The 21,771-nt window shown below is 72.1% G+C and carries 20 protein-coding genes; 13 read left to right on the forward strand and 7 right to left on the reverse strand.

Annotated features, from left to right (window positions below):
• Positions 1-91 precede the first annotated feature (91 nt).
• Positions 92-1,594, reverse strand: a complete 1,503-nt coding sequence (locus tag GKQ77_RS09030) for an HtaA domain-containing protein (RefSeq protein WP_219688184.1) — start codon at positions 1,592-1,594, stop codon at positions 92-94.
• A gap of 91 nt (positions 1,595-1,685) precedes the next feature.
• On the opposite strand from GKQ77_RS09030, the gene GKQ77_RS09035 reads away from it, so the two are divergent.
• The 7 genes from GKQ77_RS09035 to GKQ77_RS09065 all read left to right on the forward strand — a co-directional run bounded on the left by GKQ77_RS09035 (position 1,686) and on the right by GKQ77_RS09065 (position 9,261).
• Positions 1,686-2,708 carry a heme/hemin ABC transporter substrate-binding protein gene (locus tag GKQ77_RS09035; RefSeq protein ID WP_219688185.1) on the forward strand — a complete coding sequence of 341 codons (1,023 nt, stop codon included), beginning with the start codon at positions 1,686-1,688 and terminating at the stop codon, positions 2,706-2,708.
• A 32-nt stretch (positions 2,709-2,740) separates the two neighbouring features.
• Positions 2,741-3,802, forward strand: coding sequence for a FecCD family ABC transporter permease (locus GKQ77_RS09040; RefSeq protein ID WP_308117597.1), 1,062 nt, complete (start codon positions 2,741-2,743; stop codon positions 3,800-3,802).
• Positions 3,802-4,698, forward strand: a complete 897-nt coding sequence (locus GKQ77_RS09045) for a heme ABC transporter ATP-binding protein (protein ID WP_372459850.1) — start codon at positions 3,802-3,804, stop codon at positions 4,696-4,698. The genes GKQ77_RS09040 and GKQ77_RS09045 overlap by 1 nt, the downstream gene beginning before the upstream one ends.
• A gap of 116 nt (positions 4,699-4,814) precedes the next feature.
• Positions 4,815-5,978, forward strand: a complete 1,164-nt coding sequence (efeO, locus tag GKQ77_RS09050) for an iron uptake system protein EfeO (protein WP_219688201.1) — start codon at positions 4,815-4,817, stop codon at positions 5,976-5,978.
• A 16-nt stretch (positions 5,979-5,994) separates the two neighbouring features.
• Complete coding sequence (gene efeB / locus GKQ77_RS09055; protein ID WP_219688187.1) at positions 5,995-7,242, forward strand: iron uptake transporter deferrochelatase/peroxidase subunit; 1,248 nt, start codon at positions 5,995-5,997, stop codon at positions 7,240-7,242.
• Between the two features lie 4 nt (positions 7,243-7,246).
• Positions 7,247-8,158: an iron uptake transporter permease EfeU gene (efeU, locus tag GKQ77_RS09060; RefSeq protein ID WP_219688188.1), complete on the forward strand. Its 912-nt coding sequence runs from the start codon at positions 7,247-7,249 to the stop codon at positions 8,156-8,158.
• Positions 8,159-8,259: 101 nt separating this feature from the next.
• A complete protein-coding gene (locus GKQ77_RS09065) occupies positions 8,260-9,261 on the forward strand; it encodes an SCO2278 family lipoprotein (RefSeq protein ID WP_258021051.1) in 1,002 nt (333 codons plus the stop codon).
• Positions 9,262-9,288: 27 nt separating this feature from the next.
• Here the strand turns inward: GKQ77_RS09065 and GKQ77_RS09070 are convergent, their stop codons facing one another.
• Positions 9,289-10,014: a bifunctional DNA primase/polymerase gene (locus tag GKQ77_RS09070; RefSeq protein ID WP_219688189.1), complete on the reverse strand. Its 726-nt coding sequence runs from the start codon at positions 10,012-10,014 to the stop codon at positions 9,289-9,291.
• 175 nt (positions 10,015-10,189) lie between these two features.
• On the opposite strand from GKQ77_RS09070, the gene GKQ77_RS09075 reads away from it, so the two are divergent.
• Positions 10,190-11,038 carry a glycerophosphodiester phosphodiesterase gene (locus GKQ77_RS09075; RefSeq protein ID WP_219688190.1) on the forward strand — a complete coding sequence of 283 codons (849 nt, stop codon included), beginning with the start codon at positions 10,190-10,192 and terminating at the stop codon, positions 11,036-11,038.
• A gap of 19 nt (positions 11,039-11,057) precedes the next feature.
• Here the strand turns inward: GKQ77_RS09075 and GKQ77_RS09080 are convergent, their stop codons facing one another.
• Entirely contained in the window at positions 11,058-11,702 is a 645-nt protein-coding gene (locus GKQ77_RS09080; protein ID WP_219688191.1) for a TetR/AcrR family transcriptional regulator, read from the reverse strand.
• 131 nt (positions 11,703-11,833) lie between these two features.
• On the opposite strand from GKQ77_RS09080, the gene GKQ77_RS09085 reads away from it, so the two are divergent.
• Positions 11,834-12,019 (forward strand): DUF6243 family protein, encoded by a 186-nt coding sequence (locus GKQ77_RS09085; protein WP_219688192.1) that lies wholly within the window; start codon positions 11,834-11,836, stop codon positions 12,017-12,019.
• A gap of 175 nt (positions 12,020-12,194) precedes the next feature.
• Positions 12,195-13,028, forward strand: coding sequence for a dimethylargininase (ddaH, locus tag GKQ77_RS09090; RefSeq protein WP_372459849.1), 834 nt, complete (start codon positions 12,195-12,197; stop codon positions 13,026-13,028).
• Here the strand turns inward: ddaH and GKQ77_RS09095 are convergent.
• Entirely contained in the window at positions 13,025-15,073 is a 2,049-nt protein-coding gene (locus GKQ77_RS09095; protein WP_219688193.1) for a glycoside hydrolase, read from the reverse strand. The genes ddaH and GKQ77_RS09095 overlap by 4 nt on opposite strands.
• Before the next feature lie 190 nt (positions 15,074-15,263).
• Between GKQ77_RS09095 and GKQ77_RS09100 the strand changes: the two genes are divergently transcribed.
• Positions 15,264-15,770 carry a hypothetical protein gene (locus GKQ77_RS09100; RefSeq protein WP_258021052.1) on the forward strand — a complete coding sequence of 169 codons (507 nt, stop codon included), beginning with the start codon at positions 15,264-15,266 and terminating at the stop codon, positions 15,768-15,770.
• Between the two features lies 1 nt (position 15,771).
• Here GKQ77_RS09100 and GKQ77_RS09105 read toward each other — a convergent pair whose 3' ends face one another.
• From GKQ77_RS09105 to GKQ77_RS09115, 3 genes are all read right to left on the reverse strand, one after another.
• Positions 15,772-16,770, reverse strand: coding sequence for a small ribosomal subunit Rsm22 family protein (locus GKQ77_RS09105; RefSeq protein WP_219688195.1), 999 nt, complete (start codon positions 16,768-16,770; stop codon positions 15,772-15,774).
• A 123-nt stretch (positions 16,771-16,893) separates the two neighbouring features.
• A complete protein-coding gene (locus GKQ77_RS09110) occupies positions 16,894-18,069 on the reverse strand; it encodes a serine hydrolase domain-containing protein (protein ID WP_219688196.1) in 1,176 nt (391 codons plus the stop codon).
• Complete coding sequence (locus GKQ77_RS09115) at positions 18,024-19,313, reverse strand: multidrug effflux MFS transporter (RefSeq protein WP_219688197.1); 1,290 nt, start codon at positions 19,311-19,313, stop codon at positions 18,024-18,026. Before GKQ77_RS09115 ends, GKQ77_RS09110 begins: the two co-directional genes overlap by 46 nt.
• Positions 19,314-20,058: 745 nt before the next feature.
• Between GKQ77_RS09115 and GKQ77_RS09120 the strand changes: the two genes are divergently transcribed.
• Positions 20,059-20,448, forward strand: coding sequence for a hypothetical protein (locus GKQ77_RS09120; RefSeq protein WP_219688198.1), 390 nt, complete (start codon positions 20,059-20,061; stop codon positions 20,446-20,448).
• Positions 20,449-20,684: 236 nt separating this feature from the next.
• Positions 20,685-21,771: glycosyltransferase family 4 protein (locus tag GKQ77_RS09125; protein WP_219688199.1), on the forward strand; the 1,087-nt coding region annotated here is incomplete at its 3' end.

The following is a 21,771-nucleotide window of genomic DNA, read 5'->3' on the forward strand; positions in this document are numbered from 1 at the left end:
GGGGGGTGAGGGGGGAGGGGGAGTAAGCGTCAGGAGTTTTTAGGTGCCGGACGAGTCGGGGTGCTCTAGGTGCCGGACGAGTCGGGGCGCTCTAGGTGCCGGAGGAGTCAGGGGTGTTCGAGGTGCCGGAGGCCTTGGAGCCGTCCGCCCCGCGCCTCTTGCGTACGACGCCGAAGCCGACCGCCGCCGCGAGCAGCACCGCCACTCCCGCGCCTACGCCGATCGGCACGGCGTTCGAGGAGCCGGAAGAGGCCGGGGAGGCGTCCGCCGCCTTCTCCGTCTTCCGCTCGGAGCTTTCGGAGCCTGCGGCCCGCTCGGGGCGCGGCGCGGGCGATGAGCCGAGGTCCGGCAGCGCGGGCAGCTCCGCGTCGGCGTCGACGGCCACTGCCAGGGAGAGCGGGTCCATGGCGGAGCCCGCCTTGTACATGCCGCCGAAGGCCTTGGCCCCGTCGGCGGTGAGCTTCGAGGGCACCTCGGTGAGCGAGACGAGGCCGCCCTTCGGCTTCAAGTGCCCTTCCGGCGTGGCGAAGGTGACCAGCGGGGCGTTCCGCAAGGTGGCGCCCCGGTCGCCCTTGCTGTCGACGTCCGCCGAGAGCGTGCCCTTGCCGTCCTTCACCTCCACGGCCACCTTGCTCAGCGCGAGGTCGAGGCCGTGCTTCCCGGTGAAGCGGACGGCCCCGGCGAAGTCCGCGTCCAGCGTCTGCTTCTTCGCGTCGTACGAGCCCACGCCTTCGGGGAAGCGGAAGAGCGCGCCCCCGTCCTTCGCGCCGCCGGTCAGCTTCCAGCGGCCCTTGGCGATGGGGCCGGTGACGTACTCGCGGAAGGTGCGGCGTACGCCCCAGTCGACGGCGGCGTCCTCGATGCGGCCCGCCTCCGTCTTCCCACCGGACGGCTCCGGCCGCTCCGACCGCTTCGGCGCGGGCTTGCCCGACGCGCCGGACCCGGACTGCGCGGCGAGGTCCGTCGACAGGCTCACCGGGTCGAGCGCGGTACCCGCCGCGTAGTACCCGGCGAAGGCCTTCGCGCCCTGCGAAGTGAGCTTCGCGGGAAGGTTGTTGAGGGCGATGGGGCCGGTGCCACCCGTCATGTCGATGCCGCTGACATCGAGCGAGGCGAGCGGCACCTGCGCGGCCGATGTGACCTTGCCGCTGCCCTTCCGCTTGCTGACCATGTCGGCGTAGAGCATGCCGGTACCGCCCGTGACCTTCACCGTGGGGCGGCTGATCGTCAGGTCGAGTCCGTACGCACCGCCCTTCTTGTGCCCGGTGAACCGCACACCTCCGGAGAACCCGGCGCTGAACTTCCCGCTCCGCGGGTCGTACGTGCCCTTCGCCGAGTGGAAGCGGAACTGGCTGCTGCCGACCGTCGCCGCCCCGCCCTGGAGCGTCGATCCGCCCCGGGCGATGGGCCCGGTGACGTAGCTCTGGAAGGAGGACTTGATGCCCCAGTCGAGCCGTCCGCCCCGGACCGTGCGGTCCTCGGCGTGCGCGGCGGCCGCCGGGAGCAGCGCCCCGGTGAGCGCGGTGAGTACGGCCACCGCTCCGGCGCGGGTGGCGAGGGCACGCCCCCGCTCCGGCCACAGGGATGACGGCATGGGAGACCCCCTCCAGCTCTAGCTAATAAGGTAAGGCTAACCTAAACTACCAACCCTCAACAGCTCGACAGGACGGTGGATTTCGGTGCGTATGCCGCGCTCACTCCGTATGGCCGGCGCCTGGGCCGCCGCGCTCGCCCTCGGCCTGACCGGGTGCGGGACCTCCGGCGGTGGCGCCGACGCGCAGCCCCGGAAGGCGCCGACGCACGCCGCCGCGCCCGACCGCGTGGAGCCGCTGAAGACGCCCCCCGAGGCGGAACTCCCCGCCACGGTCACCTCGGCCGACGGCCACAAGGTGACGGTGAAGGACACCAGCCGCATCGTGCCGCTCACCGGCGGCCTCAACGAGATCGTCTTCACCCTCGGCCTCGGCGAGCGCGTCGTCGCCCGCGACATCACCGCCACCTTCGAACAGGCGGAGAAGCTGCCGGTGGTGACACGTGCCCACGACGTCTCGGCGGAGAGCGTCCTCTCGCTCAGGCCCACCGTCGTCCTCGCCGACACCACCACAGGCCCCGCCGAGGCCATCGACCAGATCCGCGACGCGGGCGTCCCCCTCGTCGTGTTCGACCCGGCGAAGGGCCTGGAGGACGTGGGCCCCCGGATCGAGGCGGTGGCCAAGGCCCTGGGGGCCGGGAAGGCGGGCGCCGAGCTGACGGAACGTACGGAGAAGCGGATCGCGGCGGTCCAGAAGGGCATCCCCTCCGGGGCCCGCGCCAAGAACGCGAAGAAGCCCCGGGTCGCCTTCCTCTACCTGCGCGGCTCCGCCTCCGTCTATCTGCTCGGCGGCCGTGAGTCCGGGGCCAGTTCGCTCCTGGAGGCGGCGGGCGCGGTCGACGCGGGCAAGGAGTCGGGGCTGACGAAGGACTTCACCGCGATCACCAGCGAGGCGCTGGCCAAGGCCGCGCCCGACGCGATCCTCGTGATGACGAAGGGTCTGGAGTCGGTGGACGGCGTCGACGGGCTGCTGAAGGTCCCGGGCGTCGCCGAGACCCCGGCCGGTCTGGACCGCCGCGTCCTCTCCGTCGACGACGGCGTGCTCCTCAACTACGGGCCGCGCACCGACCAGGTGCTCGACTCCCTCGTGGAGCAGCTTTACGGGGACACCGAGTGAGCCTGCTGACCGCACGATCCAGGGGCCGGACCATCCCGGCGGCCCCCGAGGAGACGCCCCGGACCCGGCGCGGCGCGCCCCTCCCGCTGACCGTCGGGCTCGTCGCCGTACTCGTACTGCTCTGCCTGTTCTCCGCGGGCATCGGCGCGTACGGCATTCCCCTCGGGGACGTCATCGCCTCGGTCCAGCACCGGACCGGGCTCGGCGGGGCCCCGCTCGACCGGGTCGGCGAGAGCGTGCTGTGGAACGTGCGACTGCCGCGCGTGGTGCTCGCGCTGCTCGTCGGCGCCTCGCTGGGGTGCGCGGGCGCGCTGATGCAGGGCGTGTTCGGCAATCCGCTCGCCGAGCCCGGCGTCATCGGCATCTCCTCGGGCGCGGCGGTCGGCGCAGTCGCCTCCATCGCGCTCGGCCTGAGCTTCCTCGGCAACTGGACCGTCACCGTCTGCGCGTTCGTCGCCGGGCTCGCGACCGTCCTGCTCGTGTACGTGATGTCGCGCGAGGGCGGCCGCACGGAGGTCGTCACGCTGATCCTCACCGGTATCGCCGTGAACGCCTTCGCGGGGGCGCTGATCGGCCTGTGCCTCTTCTTCGCCGACAACGCGCAGCTCAGCCAGATCACCTTCTGGCAGCTGGGCTCGCTCGCGCAGGCCACCTGGCCGAAGGTTCTCGCAGTGCTGCCGTGCGCGCTGCTCGGCCTCGCCGTCGCGCCCTTCTCCGCGCGGAAGCTTGACCTGCTGGCGCTCGGTGAGCGGCCCGCCCGGCATCTGGGCGTGGACGTGGAGCGGCTGCGGCTCGTGCTGGTGCTTGTGGTGGCGCTGCTGACGGCGGCCGCCGTGGCCGTCGCCGGGATCGTCACCTTCGTGGGGCTGCTCGTGCCGCATCTGCTGCGGATGGCCGCGGGCCCCGGACACCGCTTCCTGGTGCCCGGCAGCGCGCTCGGCGGGGCGCTCGTGCTGGTGGCGGCCGATCTGGCGGCGCGCACGGTGGCGGCGCCCGCCGAGCTGCCGCTGGGGGTGCTCACCGCGCTCTTCGGCAGCCCGTTCTTCTTCTGGCTGCTGCGCAGGACCCGGCGCAGGCAAGGGGGTTGGGCGTGATCGGGCGGCTGGGCAGGAGGCTCTTCGCGGGGCGCGAGCGTGCGCTGCCGGAGCGGGGCGCGGCCGGTGACGTGCTCGCCGAGGCCGAGGAGGTGCGGGTGCGGCTCGGCGGGCGCGACGTCCTCGCCGGGGTGTCGGTGGCCGCCCGCGCGGGCGAGGTGCTGGCGCTGGTGGGGCCCAATGGCGCGGGGAAGTCGACGCTGCTCGCGGCGCTCGCCGCGGATCTGCCCGCCGACGCGGGGGTCGTGCGCGTCGGCGGGCGCCCGGCGGCCGACTGGTCCGCGCCCGAACTCGCCCTGCGCCGGGCGGTGCTGCCGCAGTCCGCCGCGCTGTCCTTCCCCTTCACGGTGGAGGACGTCGTACGGATGGGCCGGGCGCCGTGGGCCGGGACGCTCGCGGCGGACGACGACGACCGGGTGGTGCGCGAGGCGATGGCGGCCACCGAGGTGGGCGGGTTCGCCGGGCGGCCCTTCTCGGCGCTCAGCGGCGGCGAGCGGGCGCGGGTCGCGCTGGCCCGCGTCCTCGCCCAGCGCGCCCCGCTGCTGCTGCTCGACGAGCCGACCGCCGCGCTCGACCTGCGCCACCAGGAGCTGGTCCTCAGGATCTGCCGGGAGCGGGCCGCCGCCGGTGACGCGGTCGTGGTGGTCCTGCACGACCTGGGGCTCGCGGCGGCGTACGCGGACCGGGTCGCGGTGCTGCGGGGCGGGGCCCTCGCGGCGGAGGGCGCCCCCGGTGACGTATTCGAGGAGGGACTGCTCTCGGAGGTGTACCGGCAGCCGGTGGAGGTCTTCCCGCATCCGCGCACCGGCGCCCCGGTGATCGCTCCGCGCCGGGCGGTCACCGGCGCCCCGGTCATCGCTCCGCGACGGGCGGGTCTGGCCCCACATGAGAGCTGAATCACGGAACGGGTGGGTATCGGCGAGGTAAGGGTCGGTTAAGTTAGGTCCGCCTCACCTGCCGCGGTGGGGTCGACGCCTGTCAGTGACCCGTCTTGGAGCCCCCTATGCGCGCCGTGCGACCCGCCCGCCTGTCCGTCGTCACCGCCGTCGCCACCGCGGCGGCCCTGACCGCCGTCACGGGCTGCACGGAGAAGAGCGACGCCAAGGGCGGCGCGAACAGCGTCAGCGTGACTGCGACCGACGACAAGTGCGAGGTCTCCAAGAAGGAGCTGTCCGCCGGGCACGTCGAGCTGGCCATCGAGAACAAGGGCTCCAAGGTCACCGAGGTCTACATCCTCTTCCCCGACGACCGCATCGTCAGCGAGCGCGAGAACATCGGCCCGGGCACCAAGCAGAAGCTCACCGCCGAGGTGAAGGCCGGTGCCTACGAGATCGCGTGCAAGCCCGGCATGAAGGGCGACGGCATCCGCCAGAAGATCACCGTCAGCGGCGGCGGCAAGGCCGCCAAGCGCGACCCCCGCCTGGACAAGGCCGTCGCCGCCTACCGCGAGTACGCGCAGGAGCAGGCCGACGCGACGCTGCCGAAGGCGAAGGTCTTCACCGACGCCGTGCGCAAGGGCGATCTGGCGGCCGCGAAGAAGGCGTACGCGGACTCCCGCATCGGCTGGGAGCGCACCGAGCCGGTCGCCGAGTCCTTCGGCGACATCGACCCCAAGGTCGACCTGCGCGAGGACGGCCTGGAGGACGGTCAGGACCTGGAGAAGGACTGGACGGGCTGGCACCGTCTGGAGCGGGCCCTGTGGCAGGACAAGAAGATCGGCAAGCGCGAGAAGGAGCTGGCCACCCTTCTCGACAAGGACCTGCTGGACTGGCGGAAGCGGGTCGGCAAGGCCGTGATCACCCCGACCTCCATGGCCAACGGCGCCAAGGAACTCCTCGACGAGGTCGCCACCGGCAAGGTGACGGGCGAGGAGGAGCGTTACTCCCACACCGACCTGGTCGACTTCAAGGCGAACGTGGAGGGCGCCGAGAAGTCCTACGAGCTGCTGAAGCCGGTGGCCGCCGAGAACGACCCGAAGCTCGCCGAGGAGCTGGACGAGCAGTTCGCGGCCCTGGACAAGCTCCTGGAGAAGTACCGCGAGGGCGGCAAGGACTCCTACGACTTCACCTCCTACGACAAGGTCGGCAAGGCGGACCGCAAGGAGCTGCAGGACGGTGTGAACGCGCTCGCGGAGCCGCTGTCGAAGCTGGCCGCGGCCGTCGTGAAGTCCAAGTAGCGGCTGGGGGGAACCGATGTCCGAGGACAACACCCGCGCCCCGTCGCGGCGTTCGCTGATCGGCTGGGGCGGCGCCGGGCTCGCGCTCGGCGCGGCGGCGGCCGGCGGCGCGGTGGCGATGACCCGCTCCGGCGACGAGGTGGCGCCCGCCGGGGACTCGGGGGCGGCCGTCCCCTTCCACGGCGCGCACCAGGCGGGCATCGCGACCGCCGTCCAGGACCGGCTGCACTTCGCGGCGTTCGACGTGAAGACGGACGACCGCGCGGAGTTCGTGCGGCTCCTCAAGGACTGGACGGAGGCGGCCGCGCGGATGACCGCGGGGCACACGGTCGGCGAGGGCGCCTACGGCGGGCTCGCCGAGGCGCCGCCGGACGACACCGGCGAGGCGCTCGGGCTCAAGCCGTGCCGGCTGACGCTGACGATCGGCTTCGGCCCCTCGCTCTTCGACAGGTTCGGCCTCTCCGGGCGGCGCCCGGAGGCGCTGGTCGACCTCCCCAAGTTCCCCGGCGACAACCTCGACAAGGCGCGCAGCGGCGGTGACCTGTGCGTGCAGGCCTGCGCGGACGACCCGCAGGTGGCGGTGCACGCCATCCGCAACCTCGCCCGCATCGGCTTCGGCAAGGTCGCCGTGCGCTGGTCGCAGCTCGGCTTCGGCAAGACCTCGTCGACGACGCCGGACGCGCAGACGCCCCGTAACCTCTTCGGTTTCAAGGACGGCACGCGCAATGTCTCCGGGCAGGATGGCGCGGCGCTCGCCGAGCACGTGTGGGTGGGCGAGAAGGACGGGCCGGGCTGGATGGCGGGCGGCTCCTATCTCGTGGCGCGGCGCATCCGCATGAACATCGAGACGTGGGACCGCACCTCGCTCGGCGAGCAGGAGGACGTGTTCGGGCGCGACAAGGGCGAGGGCGCGCCGGTCGGCAAGGCCAAGGAGCACGACGAGCCGTTCCTGAAGGCGATGAAGCCCGACGCGCATGTGCGGCTCGCGCACCCCGACGCCAACGGCGGGGCGACGCTCCTGCGCCGCGGCTACTCCTTCACGGACGGCACCGACGGGCTCGGCCGCCTTGACGCCGGTCTGTTCTTCCTCGCCTACCAGCGGGACGTGCGCACCGGTTTCATCCCGGTCCAGCGCAATCTGGCGCGCTCCGACGCGCTCAACGAATACATCCAGCACGTGGGTTCCGCGGTCTTCGCGGTCCCGCCGGGCGTCCGCGACAAGGACGACTGGTGGGGCAGGGGCCTGTTCACCGGGGAGGAGTGAGCCGATGTTCGGCAACTATCTGATCGGCCTGCGCGAGGGTCTTGAGGCCAGCCTCGTCGTCTGCATCCTCATCGCGTACCTGGTGAAGACGGAGCGGCGGGACGCGCTCGTACCCATCTGGGCCGGTATCGGGGTCGCGGTGGCGCTCGCGCTCGGCTTCGGCTGCGCGCTCACGTTCGGCTCGCAGGAGCTGACGTTCCAGGCGCAGGAGGCGCTCGGCGGCTCACTGTCGATCGTGGCGGTGGCCCTGGTGACGTGGATGGTCTTCTGGATGCGGCGTACGGCACGGCACTTGCGGGCCGAGCTGCACGGCAAGCTGGACTCGGCGCTCCGGATGGGCACGGCAGCGCTGGTGGCGACGGCGTTCCTGGCGGTGGGCCGGGAGGGCCTGGAGACGGCCCTGTTCGTGTGGGCGTCGGTGCGGGCCTCCGGTGACGGTTCGCACGGGCCGCTGCTCGGCGTGGTCCTCGGGCTGCTGACGGCGGTCGTGCTCGGCTGGCTGTTCTACAAGGGCGCGGTCCGCATCAACCTCGCGAGGTTCTTCACCTGGACCGGCGCGATGCTGGTCGTCGTGGCGGCGGGCGTCCTCGCGTACGGCGTGCACGACCTCCAGGAGGCGGAGTTCGTCGGGGGGCTCCAGGACAAGGCGTTCGACATCAGCACGACGATCCCGCCGGACAGCTGGTACGGCACGCTCCTGAAGGGCATCTTCAACTTCCAGCCGGACCCGACGGTGCTTCAGGTCGTGGTCTGGCTCCTGTACCTGGTGCCGACGTTGGCTTTCTTCTTCGCACCGGCCAGGCGCGGATCCGCGAAGCCCGCGGCGCCGGGCGAGGCGGCCATCGCCGCGCCGGACAAGAGCACGACCGCCGAGCCCGCCGCGACAGGCGAGACGGCCGTCGCCGAGAAAGGCTGAGCCCACCCGGCCCCGGGAGCCGCGAACCCGCCGCCGACGCCCGGAAGGGCCCCGGTAGGGTTCGGGCCCGGGAACGGCGTTGGTGAAGGTGAAAGGACCCCATGAGTAACGCGCGCAGGCTCCGCGGTCTTTGCCGGCCGGTCGCGATGGTGGCGACGGCTGCCGCCCTGTCGGTGGCGGCGACCGGTTGCGTGACGGTGCACGGCGAGCGGGAGGTCCTGCCCGCGGCGACGAAGACCGAGGCCGCCAAGGCGCTGAAGGACTTCCTCGCCGCGTACAACAAGGCGGAGAAGACGTACGACCCGGCCGCCGACGCCGCCCGGGTCACCGGCCCCCTGGGCGCCATCAACCAGGCGGGCCTGAGGTCGCGTCAGGCACAGCACCCGGGCGGCAACCCCGGGGCGACGCCCCTGAAGCTCACGGACGTCACGTACGCGATACCCAAGAAGGCCGGCTGGCCGCGCTGGTTCCTCGCCGACACCAAGGCCAACCGCAAGGTCGGCGGCAAGACCGACGCCCGCTGGCTGTGGATCTTCACCAAGGGCGGCCCCGACCAGCTGTGGCAGGCGTCCTATCTGAACCTCGTGGCGCCCGCCAAGGTGCCCGACCTGAAGAAGGACAAGGACGGCTGGGCGGTGCCCGTCGAGGCCGGCGCGGCGCATCTCGCCGTGGCGCCCAAGGACCTCGGCAAGACGTACACGGCGTTCCTGAAGTCGGGCGGCGACGCGTTCGCCCCCGGCGACCACACATCGAAGTGGAAGGCGGCCCGCGACCGGAACACCAAGCGGCTCGGTGTGGGCGTGCAGTACCTGGACTATCCGCGCAACGGCGGCACGTTCGCCCCCGTGGGGCTGCGCACGAAGGACGGCGGGGCGCTGGTCTTCTTCGCCACGCACCACTACGAGAAGCAGACCGTCGCCAAGGGCATCGACCTCAACCTCGACCCGAACGCGAAGGCCCTCCTGAAGGGCGAGGCGAAGCAGTCGGTGACTCTGGAGCGCGTCTCGAACCAGGCCGTCGTCGATCCGGCGAAGTCCAGCGGCGACAAGGTCACCTTCCTCGGCCGCATCCAGGGGCTCACGGGCGCCAAGGGCGACCAGTAGGGCCTGCCCGCACCGGGGCCGGGCGAGTCAGCCCCGCAGGGGCCAGGCGGCGGTGTCGTGCCGGGGCTCCCCCGCCACCCGCGCGCATTCGTCGGTGAGCGTCTCCAGGAGCGTCAGCGGATCCGGCAGCGGATGCTCGGGGCCGCGCACCCAGCGCACGTCCAGGTCGCCGGGGAGCCTGGCGGGCGGCACCAGGACGTACGAACCGCGGCAGTGCCAGCGCAGGCCGGGGTGCTCGTCCATCGTCTCGGGGTGGCAGTCCAGCTCACAGGGCCACCACTCGTCCTCGTCCTCGGGGGTGCCGCGGGTGGCGGTGTAGAACAGCATCCGGTCGTCGCCCGACTCGGCGACGGGTCCCACCTCGATACCGGCCGCGAGCAGCCGCCGCAGCGCCTCGCGCCCGGCGTCCAGGGGCACGTCGAGCACGTCGTGGACCATGCCGGTCGCGGTGATGAAGTTGGCCTGCGGCTGGTGGCGGGCCCACCGCTCGATCTGGCCGCGGTCGGTCGTGGACTGCGTCTGCCAGGCGAAGGAGACGGGGTGCCGGCCCGGGGTGGGGCAGCCGATGCGGTCGCACGAACATCGGTACGCCGAGGGATACGCGGCCGGGGCGAGCGGCAGACCGGCGCCCGCCGCGGCCAGCAGCAGGTCCTCCCGGGCCCGGTCATCGGCCGTCGTGTCCTTGGGACGACGGCGAAGCCACTGGGAAATCCTGCCCTGCCCGCCGGACCGGCTGCCGAACTCCGCGCCCATCTAGCCCCTCACCTCGCCGTTGTGCCGAAAGCATGACCCATGGTCCCACCATCCTGCGCCTCCGGGGGCCGGAGCCCACATCCGGGGTACCCGGGGTGAAGCCAGCCGCCGGATGACATCACGCCCCATCGCGGACTAAGTGGTGCATTGCCCGCTACCCCCCTACGGTGTCGCCATGGTCATTACGACTGCGCTGACCGGCCTCACGGCGCTGACCCTCACGGCTCCGAGCGGCTTCCTCGCCCCGATCGAGTGGGGCCGCGGGCCGCTGACCGTGGACGCGCTCCCCCGCGTCGTCTACACCGCGCACCGCGGCGGCGCCCTGGAGGTCCCGGAGAACAGCATGGCGGGGCTCCTGACGGCGTACGAGCGCGGCACCGCCCAGGTCATCGACTTCGACACGCGCATACTGCGCGACGGCACGCTGGTGGTCATGCACGACAAGACCCTGGACCGCACCACGTACGCGACGGGCCCGGTGCGGATGCTCGACCGGCACCAGTGGCACGGCGTGCTCGTGCGGCCCGACAGCTCGCTGCCCGGCCGGTGGCGTCCGGAGCGGGCGCCGACGGTCGAGGAGGTCCTTGACCGGTTCGGCGGGCGGATCATGCTGATGCTGGAGGCCAAGGATCCGCGGAGCGTGGGCAGGCTCGCCGCGATGATCCGCGCCCGCGGCCTGACCCGCTCGGTCTTCGTGAACACCAACAGGCCCGCGGTCGCGCACCGCGCCCACGAGCTGGGCCTGCTGGCGCAGCTGTGGCGCTCCAAGGTCCAGATGCGCACCGACCGGCCCGAGCGCTGGGCGTCGTACGTGGACGTCCTCGACGTGGACTACAAGGCGCGCGACAGCGATCTGCGGCGCGCGGTGAACTCGGGCGTACCGCGGGTGTGGGCGCACACGGTGACGACGGCGAAGCAGCGCGACCGGGTGCTGCGGCTCGGCTGCAACGGCGTCATCACCGACGCCCCGGGGCTTCTGTCGCGTACGCCGATCGCGCCGGTGAGGGCCGCCGGGCGGGTGTGAGCGGCGCGGCCGGGGCGGGTCAGGAGGCGGTGGGGCGCGGGGTGATGCCGTAGAGGGCGTACTCGACGAGCTTGTCCGCGTAGGCGTGGGTCAGGGGGCCCGAGCGCATCAGCCAGCGCTGGGCGAGCGGGCTCGCCCACAGCTCCAGGGCGATACGGGGGTCGACGTCGGGCAGGACGTGTCCGGCGTCCTGGGCGCGGCGCACCCGGTTCACGAAGAGCTGGAGCTGCGGTTCGAGGAGCTTGGCCACGAACTCCTCGCCCAGCTCGGGGTTGAGCAGGCCCTCGGCGGCGAGCGCGCGGTAGGGGGCGTCGTACTTGGAGTCGTTGAACTCGTCGACGGTGGCCCGCATGACGAACTTGAGGTCGGCCTCCAGGTCCCCGGAGTCGGTGATCTCGGTCTGGACGGCGTCCTGTCCCGCGTTCTCGCTGGCGGCCCGGGAGGCCTGCTCGGCGAGGTCGAGGAAGGCGTCGAGCAGGACGGCGCCCTTCGACGGCCACCAGCGGTAGATCGTCTGCTTGCCGACGCCGGCGCGGGCCGCGATGGCCTCGATCGTCAGCTTGGCGTACCCGGCCTCGGTGACGAGGGCGAGGGCGGCGTCGTAGATCGCGCGGCGCGAGCGTTCGCTGCGGCGCGTGGAGTCGGGGGCGGTCTTCTGAGCCATGCCGTCGAATGTAGCAGCGGACGAACCGAGACGTTCCGTCTTGACAAGACGCGGCGTCTCGCTCATGGTGGAGCCTACGACGAGACGAACCGTCTCGTTGGCTCGGTGGACTTCGATGGAGGTGGGCACACATGACCCGAGGCGGATCCGGAAACATGCTGGGCGTCGGCGGCACCCGCAGCAACCTTCCCCGCAAGGCCCTGCGCGGCGCGGGCCGCGGTGGACGCGTCGGCGGCGGGCTCAGCCCTCAGGAGCAGAAGCGGGAGCTGCTGCGCAAGCTGCGGGAGGCGCGCGAGACGGGCGACGGCCGGGCGTGAACGGCGCGGGGCCATGAGCCCGGCCAACCACCCGTTCGGTGCACAGCGCGAAGGCTCCTCACACCGCACTATGGGCAGCAACTGCCCCACAGGGGGCGGCAACTGCCGCACCATGGGCAGCAGCCCGCCCACAACCGGGCGGCATCTGACCCCTGCGGTATGTGAGGAGCCTTCGTTGTCCCGTTTTCCTCGCTCTCCTCGGCGCGCCACACCCCGGCGCTATCTGATGTGCCCACCGGCACACTTCAAGGTCACGTACTCCATCAACCCCTGGATGGACCCCGCCAAGCCGGTCGACGTCCCGCTCGCCGTCGCCCAGTGGGAGGACCTGCGTGACCGCTACCGCTCGCTCGGCCACACCGTCGAGGAGCTGACCCCCCGCCCCGCACTGCCGGACATGGTCTTCGCGGCCAACGGCGCGACCGTCGTGGAGGGACGCGTGCTCGGCGCGCGCTTCGCCTACCGCGAGCGCGAGGAGGAGGCGGCGGCCCACCTGGAATGGTTCCGCGCGCACGGCTTCACCGAGATCCACGAACCGACCCACATCAACGAGGGCGAGGGCGACTTCGCCGTCACCTCCTCCTACGTCCTCGCCGGGCGCGGCTTCCGGGCGAGCCCGCTCTCGCACGGCGAGGCACAGGAGTTCTTCGGCCGCCCGGTGATCGGGCTCGACCTCATCGACCCCCGCTACTACCACCTGGACACCGCGCTCGCCGTCCTGGACGACGCGGCGGACGACGTCATGTACTACCCGCCCGCCTTCTCGCCCGGCAGCCAGGCGGTCCTGCGGAGCCTGTTCCCCGACGCGGTGATCGCCGAGGAGCCCGACGCCGAGGCGCTGGGGCTCAACGCCGTCTCCGACGGGCTCCATGTGCTGCTCCCCCAGGCCGCTCTCGGGCTCTTCGAGCCGCTGCGGGCGCGCGGCTACGAACCCATCGGGATGGATCTGAGCGAGCTGCTCAAGGGCGGCGGCAGCGTGAAGTGCTGCACGCAGGAGCTGCGGGGCTAGCTTTTTCGCAGCTCGGCCGGGCAGAGCCGGCGCGGCTTGTCGTCGCCCTTGAGGCGGGCGTCGGCACAGCCGCCCGGCAGTCCCCCGTACGCCTTGGTACCGAAGTTGGCCGTCACCGTCAGCGTGCCCTTGCCGAAGACCGTGCGCTGGACGGTGCGGTCCTCGGTCAGTCGGCGGAAAGAGGTGAGCTGTTCGGTGCCCGCTGCCTTGTGCAGGGGCGAGAAGTACTTCTGGAGGGCGGCCAGTTCGGCGCCGTGCTTCTTCAACGAGGGGCCGTCGAGGACGTAGTTGAGGGGGGTGTTGTAGAGCATGGCGAGCAGGGCGCGGGGGGTCTTCTGGGCGGGCAGCTTCTCGTACGAGAGTTCCCAGCGCTCGGTGTTGACCAGCGAGCCGTGCAGGGCCGTCTCGTAGAGCGGGGCGCGGTAGCGGGGGTCGTACATCGCCTTGGCCAGGCCGGCGGGGAGGCGGACCGGCTTGAAGAAGACGCCGGGCGCGTTCTCGGGGTAGTAACCGCCCCACTTCTCGCGGTCCTTCTGGAGCTTCCACATGCCGTCGGCGACCGGCGTCCCGCCGCCGTGGTCGAAGGCGAGCGTCCTGTTCGCCCAGGCCTGCGCGGTCTCCGAGCCGAGGACGAGGCCCGTGTCGGCGATGCGGCGCATGCGCGCGATGCGGTGCTCGCGGTCCTCGGCCTTGGTCATCCGGTGGCCCTCGCCGTGGTCGCGGAAGAGTTCGCCGGTGGCGTCGACGTCGAGGAAGTAGCTGTCGGCGCCGTTCGCGACCATCCGGCGGGTGCGGTCGGCGAGGTAGTGGTGCTTCTTCTCCGCCTTCTCGAAGGCGCGCGAGCTGAGGTAGCAGCCGCGGCCGCCGAAGCCCGTCACCGGCTCGCCCTTGGCGTCACGGACGCAGAAGTCCGGGTAGACCGTGCCGGGCCAGACGGAGTTCGGGGCGTCGGCCGTCTTGGGGTCCTGGCCGTTGGCGAAGGAGTCGTACGGGCCGATGAGGTACCCGGCCTTCTTCGCGGCGCTCACCGCCGCCTTGTCCGGATACGGCTCCCCGTCGTAGCCGAGCCACATGCGGTCGACGCCCAGCTCGCGCAGCTCCTCGATCCCGGCGCTCTCGCGGGCCTCGCCCCAGGTGTAGGCGTGGAAGGCGCCGAGGAGACGGGCGGTGGCGGGGTTCTTCGCGATCTTCCCCTTGAGGCTGCCGAGTTGGCCGCGCTCGGCGAGGTAGGCGCGGTAGTCGGCGGCGGGCGCGACCGGGTTGCCGTCGGTCAGGGCGAAGGTGACGGAGTAGTCGCGGGTCCCGTCGCCGCCGTCGAAGGTGTGCTCGGCGGTGGCGCGCAGCCGGCCGCCGGGGGCGGTGAAGCCGAGGGTCGTGCCGATGTCGGTCGGGGTGAGGTAGCTGACGCCGGTGCGCTTGCCGAGGGAGTAGCCCCACAGCGGCAGGGTCAGATCGGCGCCGACGTCGACGGTGCTGCCCGCGAGGGCGCCCTCGCCGGTGGTCCAGAAGGCGTCCGTGACGGGGATGTCCAGGCCTTCCCCGCGCGGGAGTTGCAGCGCCGACGCGGCGGCGTCGGTGCCGGTGACGGGCCAGCTGACGGAGGTGTCGCGGTGTGCCCTCAGGGTCAGCGAGAGGCGGCCGTGGTCGGTGCGGGCGGTGACGTCGACGCCGCGCTCGGGGTAGCTCCAGCGGGCCCGCCCCTCGCCGGTACGCGTCACAGGTCCTGGCCTGCCGAGGTCGGTGCCGGAGGCGTCGGAGAGGGTGAGGGCGCGGCCGTCGCGGGTGTGGGCGCGTACGGCGAGGGAGGCGGTGTCGACGACGGCCGTACCGCCGTCGACGGCCAGTTCGACCTGCTTGCCGTGGGCCTGGTCGCTGTGGGCGGACTCGGCCTGGGCGGTGAAGGCGTAGGCGGTCGCTCCGGCGGCGGTGAGGGCCAGGGCGACGGAGAGGGCGAGGAAGCGGCCGTCGGACCGCCTGCGGGCGTGAGCGCGGGCGCCGCCGGAACGGCCGCTGCCGCCGGTGGGTGAACTGATCTTGGTTGTCATGGGGATGTGAATAGTCACAGCGCCTAAGAGGTTTATAAGAGGCGCGTCAACTCCACTTAACGCCGCTCCTCGTGGTACCAATACGGGCGCGCGGGAACAGACAGACGATTCCCGGGCGCCGCATCACGACAACCAGACAGTCGGGCCCGTCCGGGCCCAGGGGGAAGAAGAGGTAAGCGCAGTGAACCGCATGCGCACGTCCGTCGCAGTCCTGGCCACCGCAGGAGCACTCACCGCAGCCCAGCTCGGCACCGCGGGGGCCGCGTCCGCGTCGGCCAAGCCGGAGCCGAAGCCGCGCGCCGCTTCGGCCGCTCCGAGCGCCGCTCCGCGCACCACCGGCTGCCCGATCGACATCGTCTACACCTCGCGTTTCCAGATCGACCGGAACGGCTGGGTGACCAACGGGGGCCTGTACTTCGGGCTGAAGAACAAGAGCAGCAAGAGCTTCAAGAAGGTCAGCTTCACGGTGACCAACGTCAAGAACATCCGCTTCGGCAAGGCCACGCCGAAGGGCGGCAAGGTCACCCGCAAGACGTCGAAGACCGTCACCGTGTACGACAAGAGCCTGGCGGGCAAGGCCAAGCTCGGCGTCAAGGTGCGCACGCACCTGCTGAACACCCGTTCCTACAAGGTGAAGTTCTCCGTGCGCGGCAACGGCTGGAACTGCGCCGTGGACCAGGGCACCTGGGGCGCCTGAGTCACTGCTCGGACCGGGGCGGCCAGGCGTCGCCCCAGTCCGTGTCGCGCGCCGCGCGGTAGAGGGGGCCGTGACGCTTGGTCACGGTCTCCCTGCGCAGCTGCTCCTCGGCCCCGCACAGGTCGAGGAGCACCTGGCCCTTGCGGATCTGGGGGCGGCGCACCACCCGGTTCGGCGGCGGGAGCGGGTCGAAGCGGGTCGCCGCGACGTAGCTGAACTTCTCGTCCTCGTACGCCAGTGAACCGCCCTTGACCTGGCGGTGCAGGGACGATCTGCTGACCCGCGCCGAGAAGTGGCACCAGTCCGTGCCGGGTTCGATGGGGCAGGGCGCGCTGTGCGGGCAGGGCGCGGCGATCTGGTATCCGGCGGCGATGAGCTGGTCGCGGGCCTCGATGACGCGGGCGTAGCCGTCCGGGGTGCCCGGTTCGACGATGACGACGGCCTGCGTGGCCGCGTGCGCCGCCGCGTCGACGACGGAGCGGCGGTCGGCGTCGGTCAGCTCCTTGAGTACGTACGAGATGGTGACGAGCTCGGCGCTTTCGACGGTGAGCGAGGCGCCGATGCGTTCGCGCTGCCAGCGGGTGGCGGCCAGCCGGGGTTCCTCCGCGGCCAGTTCCCGTCCCAGTGCGAGGGCGGGCTCGGCCCAGTCGAGAACCGTGACGGGGCGCTCGCCCTGCCAGGTCGCGGCGGCCGCCCAGACCGCGGCGCCGGTGCCGCCGCCGACGTCCACGTGGCTGGCGGGCGCCCAGCCGTCGGGGGCCGCGTCCGCGAGAGCCTCCAGGGCGGAGTGCGCCGCCTCGAAGGTGGCGGGCATGCGGTAGGCCGCGTAGGCGGCGACGTCGGCGCGGTCCCGCAGGATCGGGGCGCCGGTCGGGGTCTGCCCCCGGTAGTTCTCGATCAGCCGCGCGACGGCCTGCGAGGCCTGCGAGGGCGGCACGCCATCCAGCGCCCTCGCGAGGGCGCCGCTCAGCTTCTCGCCCGGGGTTTTCAGCTCGTTCACCCACTGATCCTACGGGGGTGGGGGGGGCGGTCTCGTCTGCCTAGTGCTGCCGTCCGGCGGGTGCGGGTCGTCTTCGGCTGATCGCGCAGTTCCTCGCGCCCCTGACGGGGCGCCTTTGCGAGGTCAGCTGGCTTGGGCCGCCCTGGCCAGCCTCGTGGCGGCGGAGGCTCTAGGGGTGTTGTCAACCGGCCTGCGCCGGGGATGCACCGTGTTGGCCAGGAGGATCAGGAACGTGTCCGTGGCGCGGTCGAGGACGAGGGACGTTCCCGTGAAGCCCGTGTGGCCCGCCGCGCCGCGCCCCGCCAGTTCCCCCATGAACCACGGCTGGTCGACGCCGAAGCCGAGGCCGGAGCCGGTGAGCATCAGCTCGACGTGGTCGGGGCCAAGAACGCGGGCCTGCCCGTACGAGCCCCCACAGAGCAGCATGCGGCAGAACACCGCCAGGTCACGGGCGGTGGAGAAGAGCCCCGCGTGCCCGACCACACCCCCCAGCGCCCAGGCGTTCTCGTCATGGACGACCCCCCGCAGCATCCCCCGGTCCACCTTCGCCCAGGGCCTGCGCTGGTCCTCCGTCGCGGCGGCGTCCGCCCGCGGCCCGAAGCCGGTGTCGGCCATGCCGAGCGGCCCGGTGATGCCCTCGCGGACGAGGGCGTCGAGGCGGCGCCCGGTGATCCGCTCCAGGATGTGCTGGAGGAGCAGCATGTTCAGGTCGGAATAGACGTACGAGCCCGGCTCGGTGACCGGCGCCTCCGCGCGCAGGGCGGCGAGCCGGGAGGCGTCGTCAGGACAGTCGTACAAGGGGAGTTCGGGCCGCAGCCCCGACGTATGCGTGAGGAGCTGCCGCACCGTGACGCCGTGCTCGGCGGCGCCCCGGAACTCGGGGAGGTACGCGCCGACGCCCGCGTCGATGCCGAGCGTGCCGCGCTCCAGCTGCTGCACGGCGGCGACGGTCGTGAAGAGCTTGGTGAGCGAGGCGAGGTCGAAGGGCGTGTCCGTGCGCATCGGCACCCGCCATTCACGGGGCAGCTCGACGCCCGCGTCGGCCTCCGGGTCGTACGAGGCGTAGCGGACCGCCCACCCGGCGGCTGCCTCGGCGGCGATGACCGGGCCACGGCCCACGGCCACCACGGCCCCCGCGCACCAGGGCCGGGGCCCGCGCGGCAGCTCGCGCACCTCGGCGACGAGGCGGTCGGTCTCGTCCGGGTCGAGGCCCGCCCGGGCCGGGGTGCCGGTGCGCAGGAGCCGGTGTGCGCTCAGTGGTCCGCCTCCTCCGTGGGCGACTGCCGCCAGGGTCGGCACAGTCCCACGAAGCAGGCGAGGGCCGCCAGCGCGCAGACCAGTTGGACGACGGCCATCGGGACGGCCGTGTCCTCGCCCGCGATGCCGACGAGCGGCGAGGCGATCGCGCCGATGAGGAAGGAGGAGGTGCCGAGCAGCGCGGAGGCGGAACCGGCGGCGTGCGGGGTGCGGGTGAGGGCGAGGGACTGGGTGTTGGGCATGGCGAGGCCCATCGCCGACATCAGGACGAAGAGCCCGGCGGCGACGGGCAGGAGGCCGACATCGCCGAAGACGCCGGCCGTCATGAGCAGGAGCGCCGTCGCGGCGACGGCGATGGCCGTCAGACCGGACGCGAGCACCTTGTTGAGGCTGACGCGGCCGACGAGGATCTTGCCGTTGATCTGGCCGACGGCGATCAGGCCGACGGAGTTGACGCCGAAGAGGAGGCTGAAGGTCTGCGGGGAGGCACCGTAGATCTCCTGGATCACGAAGGGCGAGGCGGAGATGTACGCGAAGAGCGCGGCGAACGCGAAACCGCCCGTGATCATGTAGCCGGTGAAGACGCGGTCGGCGAGGAGCGAGCGCATTGTCCGCAGCGCCTCCAGCGTGCCGCCGCCGTGCCGCTTCTCCGGGGCGAGGGTCTCGGGCAGGCGCCGCCACACCAGGAGGGTCAGCGCGATGCCGACGCCGGTGAGGACGCCGAAGATGCCGCGCCAGTCGGTGAAGCGCAGGACCTGGCCGCCGATGAGGGGCGCGACGACGGGGGCGACGCCGGAGATCAGCATCAGGGTGGAGAAGAAGCGGGCCATCTCCACGCCGTCGTACAGGTCGCGGACGACCGCGCGGGCGATGACGATGCCGGCCGCGCCCGCGAGGCCCTGGAGGAGCCGGAAGCCGATGAGGAGTTCCGCGGTGGGCGCGAAGGCGCAGGTCGCGGTGGCGAGGACGTAGACGAGCAGGCCGATGAGGAGCGGGCGGCGCCGCCCCCACTTGTCGCTCATCGGGCCGACGACGAGCTGGCCGAGCGCCATGCCGAGCAGGCAGGCCGTCAGGGTCAGCTGCACGGTCGCGGCGGGGGCGCTCAGGGCGTCGGTCACCTCCGGCAGGGCCGGCAGGTACATGTCCATGGAGAGCGGGGGGACGGCCGTGAGGCCGCCGAGCACGAGGGTGACGAGGGCCCCGGTGCGGCGAAGGGCGGCGGGGCTCGCGGGTCCCGCCGCCTTCGGTATGTGGTGCTCTTCCGTTGTCCGCCCGCACTCAGGCATGCCGCCCCTTTCCCGTGGATCGATGCGCCGTCCATGGTCGCAGGTCGAGTGACGGCCCGGGGCCCCACTCGTTTGGCTCAGCGCCGGGCAGATCTTACGGGCCCCGGCTTCGCGCGAGAAGCGGAGTTACGTGGCCATCCCGGAGTTACGTGCCGTGCGCACCTACAAGTTCGTGCTGAGCGAATGGACCCTCGCTTGGAGAGGCCGAGCAGGCTGTGGAGCCGCGACGATTCCCGGCTCCGGCCCCCGTCGGGCAGCCGCAGGAACAGCAGCCGGATGTCGGGCCCCAGCGGACCGGTGTCCAGACGCACACCGTGCAGGGTCCGCCCGCCCGCCTTCACGGGCGCGCACTCCCAAGGGCTGGGCGCGCCCGGACGCATCGGTATACCGGCGAGAGCGCTGTACGCCTGCTGTACGCCCCATTCGCGGCGGACGGCATATCCGCCCGACCATTCCAGATGGGCGTCGCCCGCGGTCACATACACCACGCGGAGGCACTTCCCTTTCCCGAAGTCCTCGGCGATCGCCGGATTGATGAACAAGAGGTCGTCGTCCTGGGCGCGGTGGACGGTTCCGCGCGGTACACGGATCGGATCTGGTCGCCACCCTGACCGCCCTCATCAGGCGTTTTCGGCCCGACACCGTCCGCACCCTGGACTTCGCCAACACCGCACTGAAGTCCTCCGGCAAGGAATGGGCCGACCACAGCGATCACGCGATCACCGCGCGCTATTTCCGTCTCGCGGTGCTTCACGCACGGCTGGAATCGGACGCTCCTCGGCTGATGGGATACGAGGGATACGGAAATGCGTTACGTCCGCCCAATCTCAGCGCCGACCTGGCCGCACGGAAGGCGGCCATTTTCGAGCATTACTACATTCATGACGAAAGGCTGGTGAACCGCTGCCCCGGGCATTACTGCGCGCCCACCAGAAAGGTGGCAGATCATTACATCCGGTGGCTCGAACGGAATTATCCGCGCCGCATACCCGTCGCCCGTCCCGGCACCATCGTCTCCTGGATCGGCTCCACGGATTCCGGATTCACCGAGGCCGACCTCTGTCTGACTCGGGAAGGCGAGGAACACGGCGGGTCACGCGGTGGGGACAGCTGCGTACCGCCGGCCGCTGTCTGACCTAGGACGATCCGCTGCGGTCGCACCCCCGGCTGCGGCTGGCCCCCTGCACCGCGAAAGATCCCGGGCAGCGGTGGTTCACGCAATTCCCTTGATGCCGGGGCGAGTCAACGCGGCGACCGGTCGTTCACCGTACGGAGTGGCCATCACGCCCCTACGCGTGTGCTCACCGGAAAATCCGCCAAGACATGGAAAAGTGGGCTTCCCAGACAAATTGCCGATCCGGACAAGGCACGATGAAAATCTCCTTTCTGCTGCAGAACGCCTATGGAATCGGTGGCACCGTCCGCGCCACTTTCAATTCCGCCGGTGCCCTCGCCGAGCGCCATGACGTGGAAATCGTCAGCGTCTGGCGGACGCACGACAGGCCCACTCTGCCGCTCAGCAGAAAGGTCCGGCTGCGGCCGCTGATCGACAAGCGCCCGCACGCGCCGCGCAACGACCTCGGCAGCGCGCTCCTTGGCGGGCCGTCGGCGTACGTCCCGCGCGTCGAGGCGCACGGCGCCGGTTTCGACGCGCTCACCGATCGGCGGGTGGCGCGGTTCCTCGGCCGTACGGACGCCGACGTGGTGGTGGCCACGAGGCCGGGCCTGGTGATCTACCTCGCCGAGTTCGGCCGCGGCCACTATCTGCGGATCGGCCAGGAGCACCGCGTCTACGGCACCCACGAGCCCGGCATCCGCGCCGCGCAGGACGCGGCCATCGCCTCGCTGGACGCGCACACCACCGTCACGGAGGCGGACGCCGTCACGCACCGCCGGGAACTGGCCGCCGCCGGGACCCCGATCGTGTCCATCCCCAACGCCTCGCCGCCGCCGGGCACCGCCGCGTCGGACGGCAGGGCCCCGCTGGTCATCGCCGGTGGCCGCCTCATCCCGGTGAAGCGGTACGGCCTGCTCGTGGACGCCTTCGCCACCGTGGCCGCCGCGCACCCGGACTGGAAGCTGCGGATCTACGGACGCGGCCCCAAGCACGCCGCGCTGCGCTCCCGCATCGACGAACTCGGCCTGAGCGACCACGTGTTCCTGATGGGCGCCACCCCCTCCCTCGCCACCGAGTGGGCCAAGGGGGCGATCGCCGCCGTCACCTCCCGCGAGGAGTCGTTCGGCATGACCATCGTGGAGGCCATGCAGTGCGGCACCCCCGTGGTCGCCACCGACTGCCCCCACGGGCCCGCCGAGATCATCCGGAACGGCGAGGACGGACTGCTCGTCCGCTCGGGCGACAGCGCCGCCATCGCCCGGGGCCTCCTCACGCTCATCGAGGACGCGGACCTGCGCCGCGCCATGGGCGGCGCCGCCCGCCGCAGCGCCGAGCGGTACG

Source organism: Streptomyces anatolicus (genome assembly GCF_019400875.1).
GTDB classification, from domain to species: Bacteria; Actinomycetota; Actinomycetes; order Streptomycetales; family Streptomycetaceae; genus Streptomyces; species Streptomyces anatolicus.

Excerpts from the sequence above, each read along its gene's own strand:
- GKQ77_RS09030 (WP_219688184.1), bottom strand. The coding sequence starts at position 1,594 with ATGCCGTCATCCCTGTGGCCGGAGCGGGGGCGTGCCCTCGCCACCCGC.
- GKQ77_RS09035 (WP_219688185.1), top strand. The coding sequence starts at position 1,686 with ATGCCGCGCTCACTCCGTATGGCCGGCGCCTGGGCCGCCGCGCTCGCC.
- efeB (WP_219688187.1), top strand. The coding sequence starts at position 5,995 with ATGTCCGAGGACAACACCCGCGCCCCGTCGCGGCGTTCGCTGATCGGC.
- efeU (WP_219688188.1), top strand. The coding sequence starts at position 7,247 with ATGTTCGGCAACTATCTGATCGGCCTGCGCGAGGGTCTTGAGGCCAGC.
- GKQ77_RS09065 (WP_258021051.1), top strand. The coding sequence starts at position 8,260 with ATGAGTAACGCGCGCAGGCTCCGCGGTCTTTGCCGGCCGGTCGCGATG.
- GKQ77_RS09070 (WP_219688189.1), bottom strand. The coding sequence starts at position 10,014 with ATGGGCGCGGAGTTCGGCAGCCGGTCCGGCGGGCAGGGCAGGATTTCC.
- GKQ77_RS09075 (WP_219688190.1), top strand. The coding sequence starts at position 10,190 with ATGGTCATTACGACTGCGCTGACCGGCCTCACGGCGCTGACCCTCACG.
- GKQ77_RS09080 (WP_219688191.1), bottom strand. The coding sequence starts at position 11,702 with ATGGCTCAGAAGACCGCCCCCGACTCCACGCGCCGCAGCGAACGCTCG.
- GKQ77_RS09085 (WP_219688192.1), top strand. The coding sequence starts at position 11,834 with ATGACCCGAGGCGGATCCGGAAACATGCTGGGCGTCGGCGGCACCCGC.
- GKQ77_RS09095 (WP_219688193.1), bottom strand. The coding sequence starts at position 15,073 with ATGACAACCAAGATCAGTTCACCCACCGGCGGCAGCGGCCGTTCCGGC.
- GKQ77_RS09100 (WP_258021052.1), top strand. The coding sequence starts at position 15,264 with ATGCGCACGTCCGTCGCAGTCCTGGCCACCGCAGGAGCACTCACCGCA.
- GKQ77_RS09115 (WP_219688197.1), bottom strand. The coding sequence starts at position 19,313 with ATGCCTGAGTGCGGGCGGACAACGGAAGAGCACCACATACCGAAGGCG.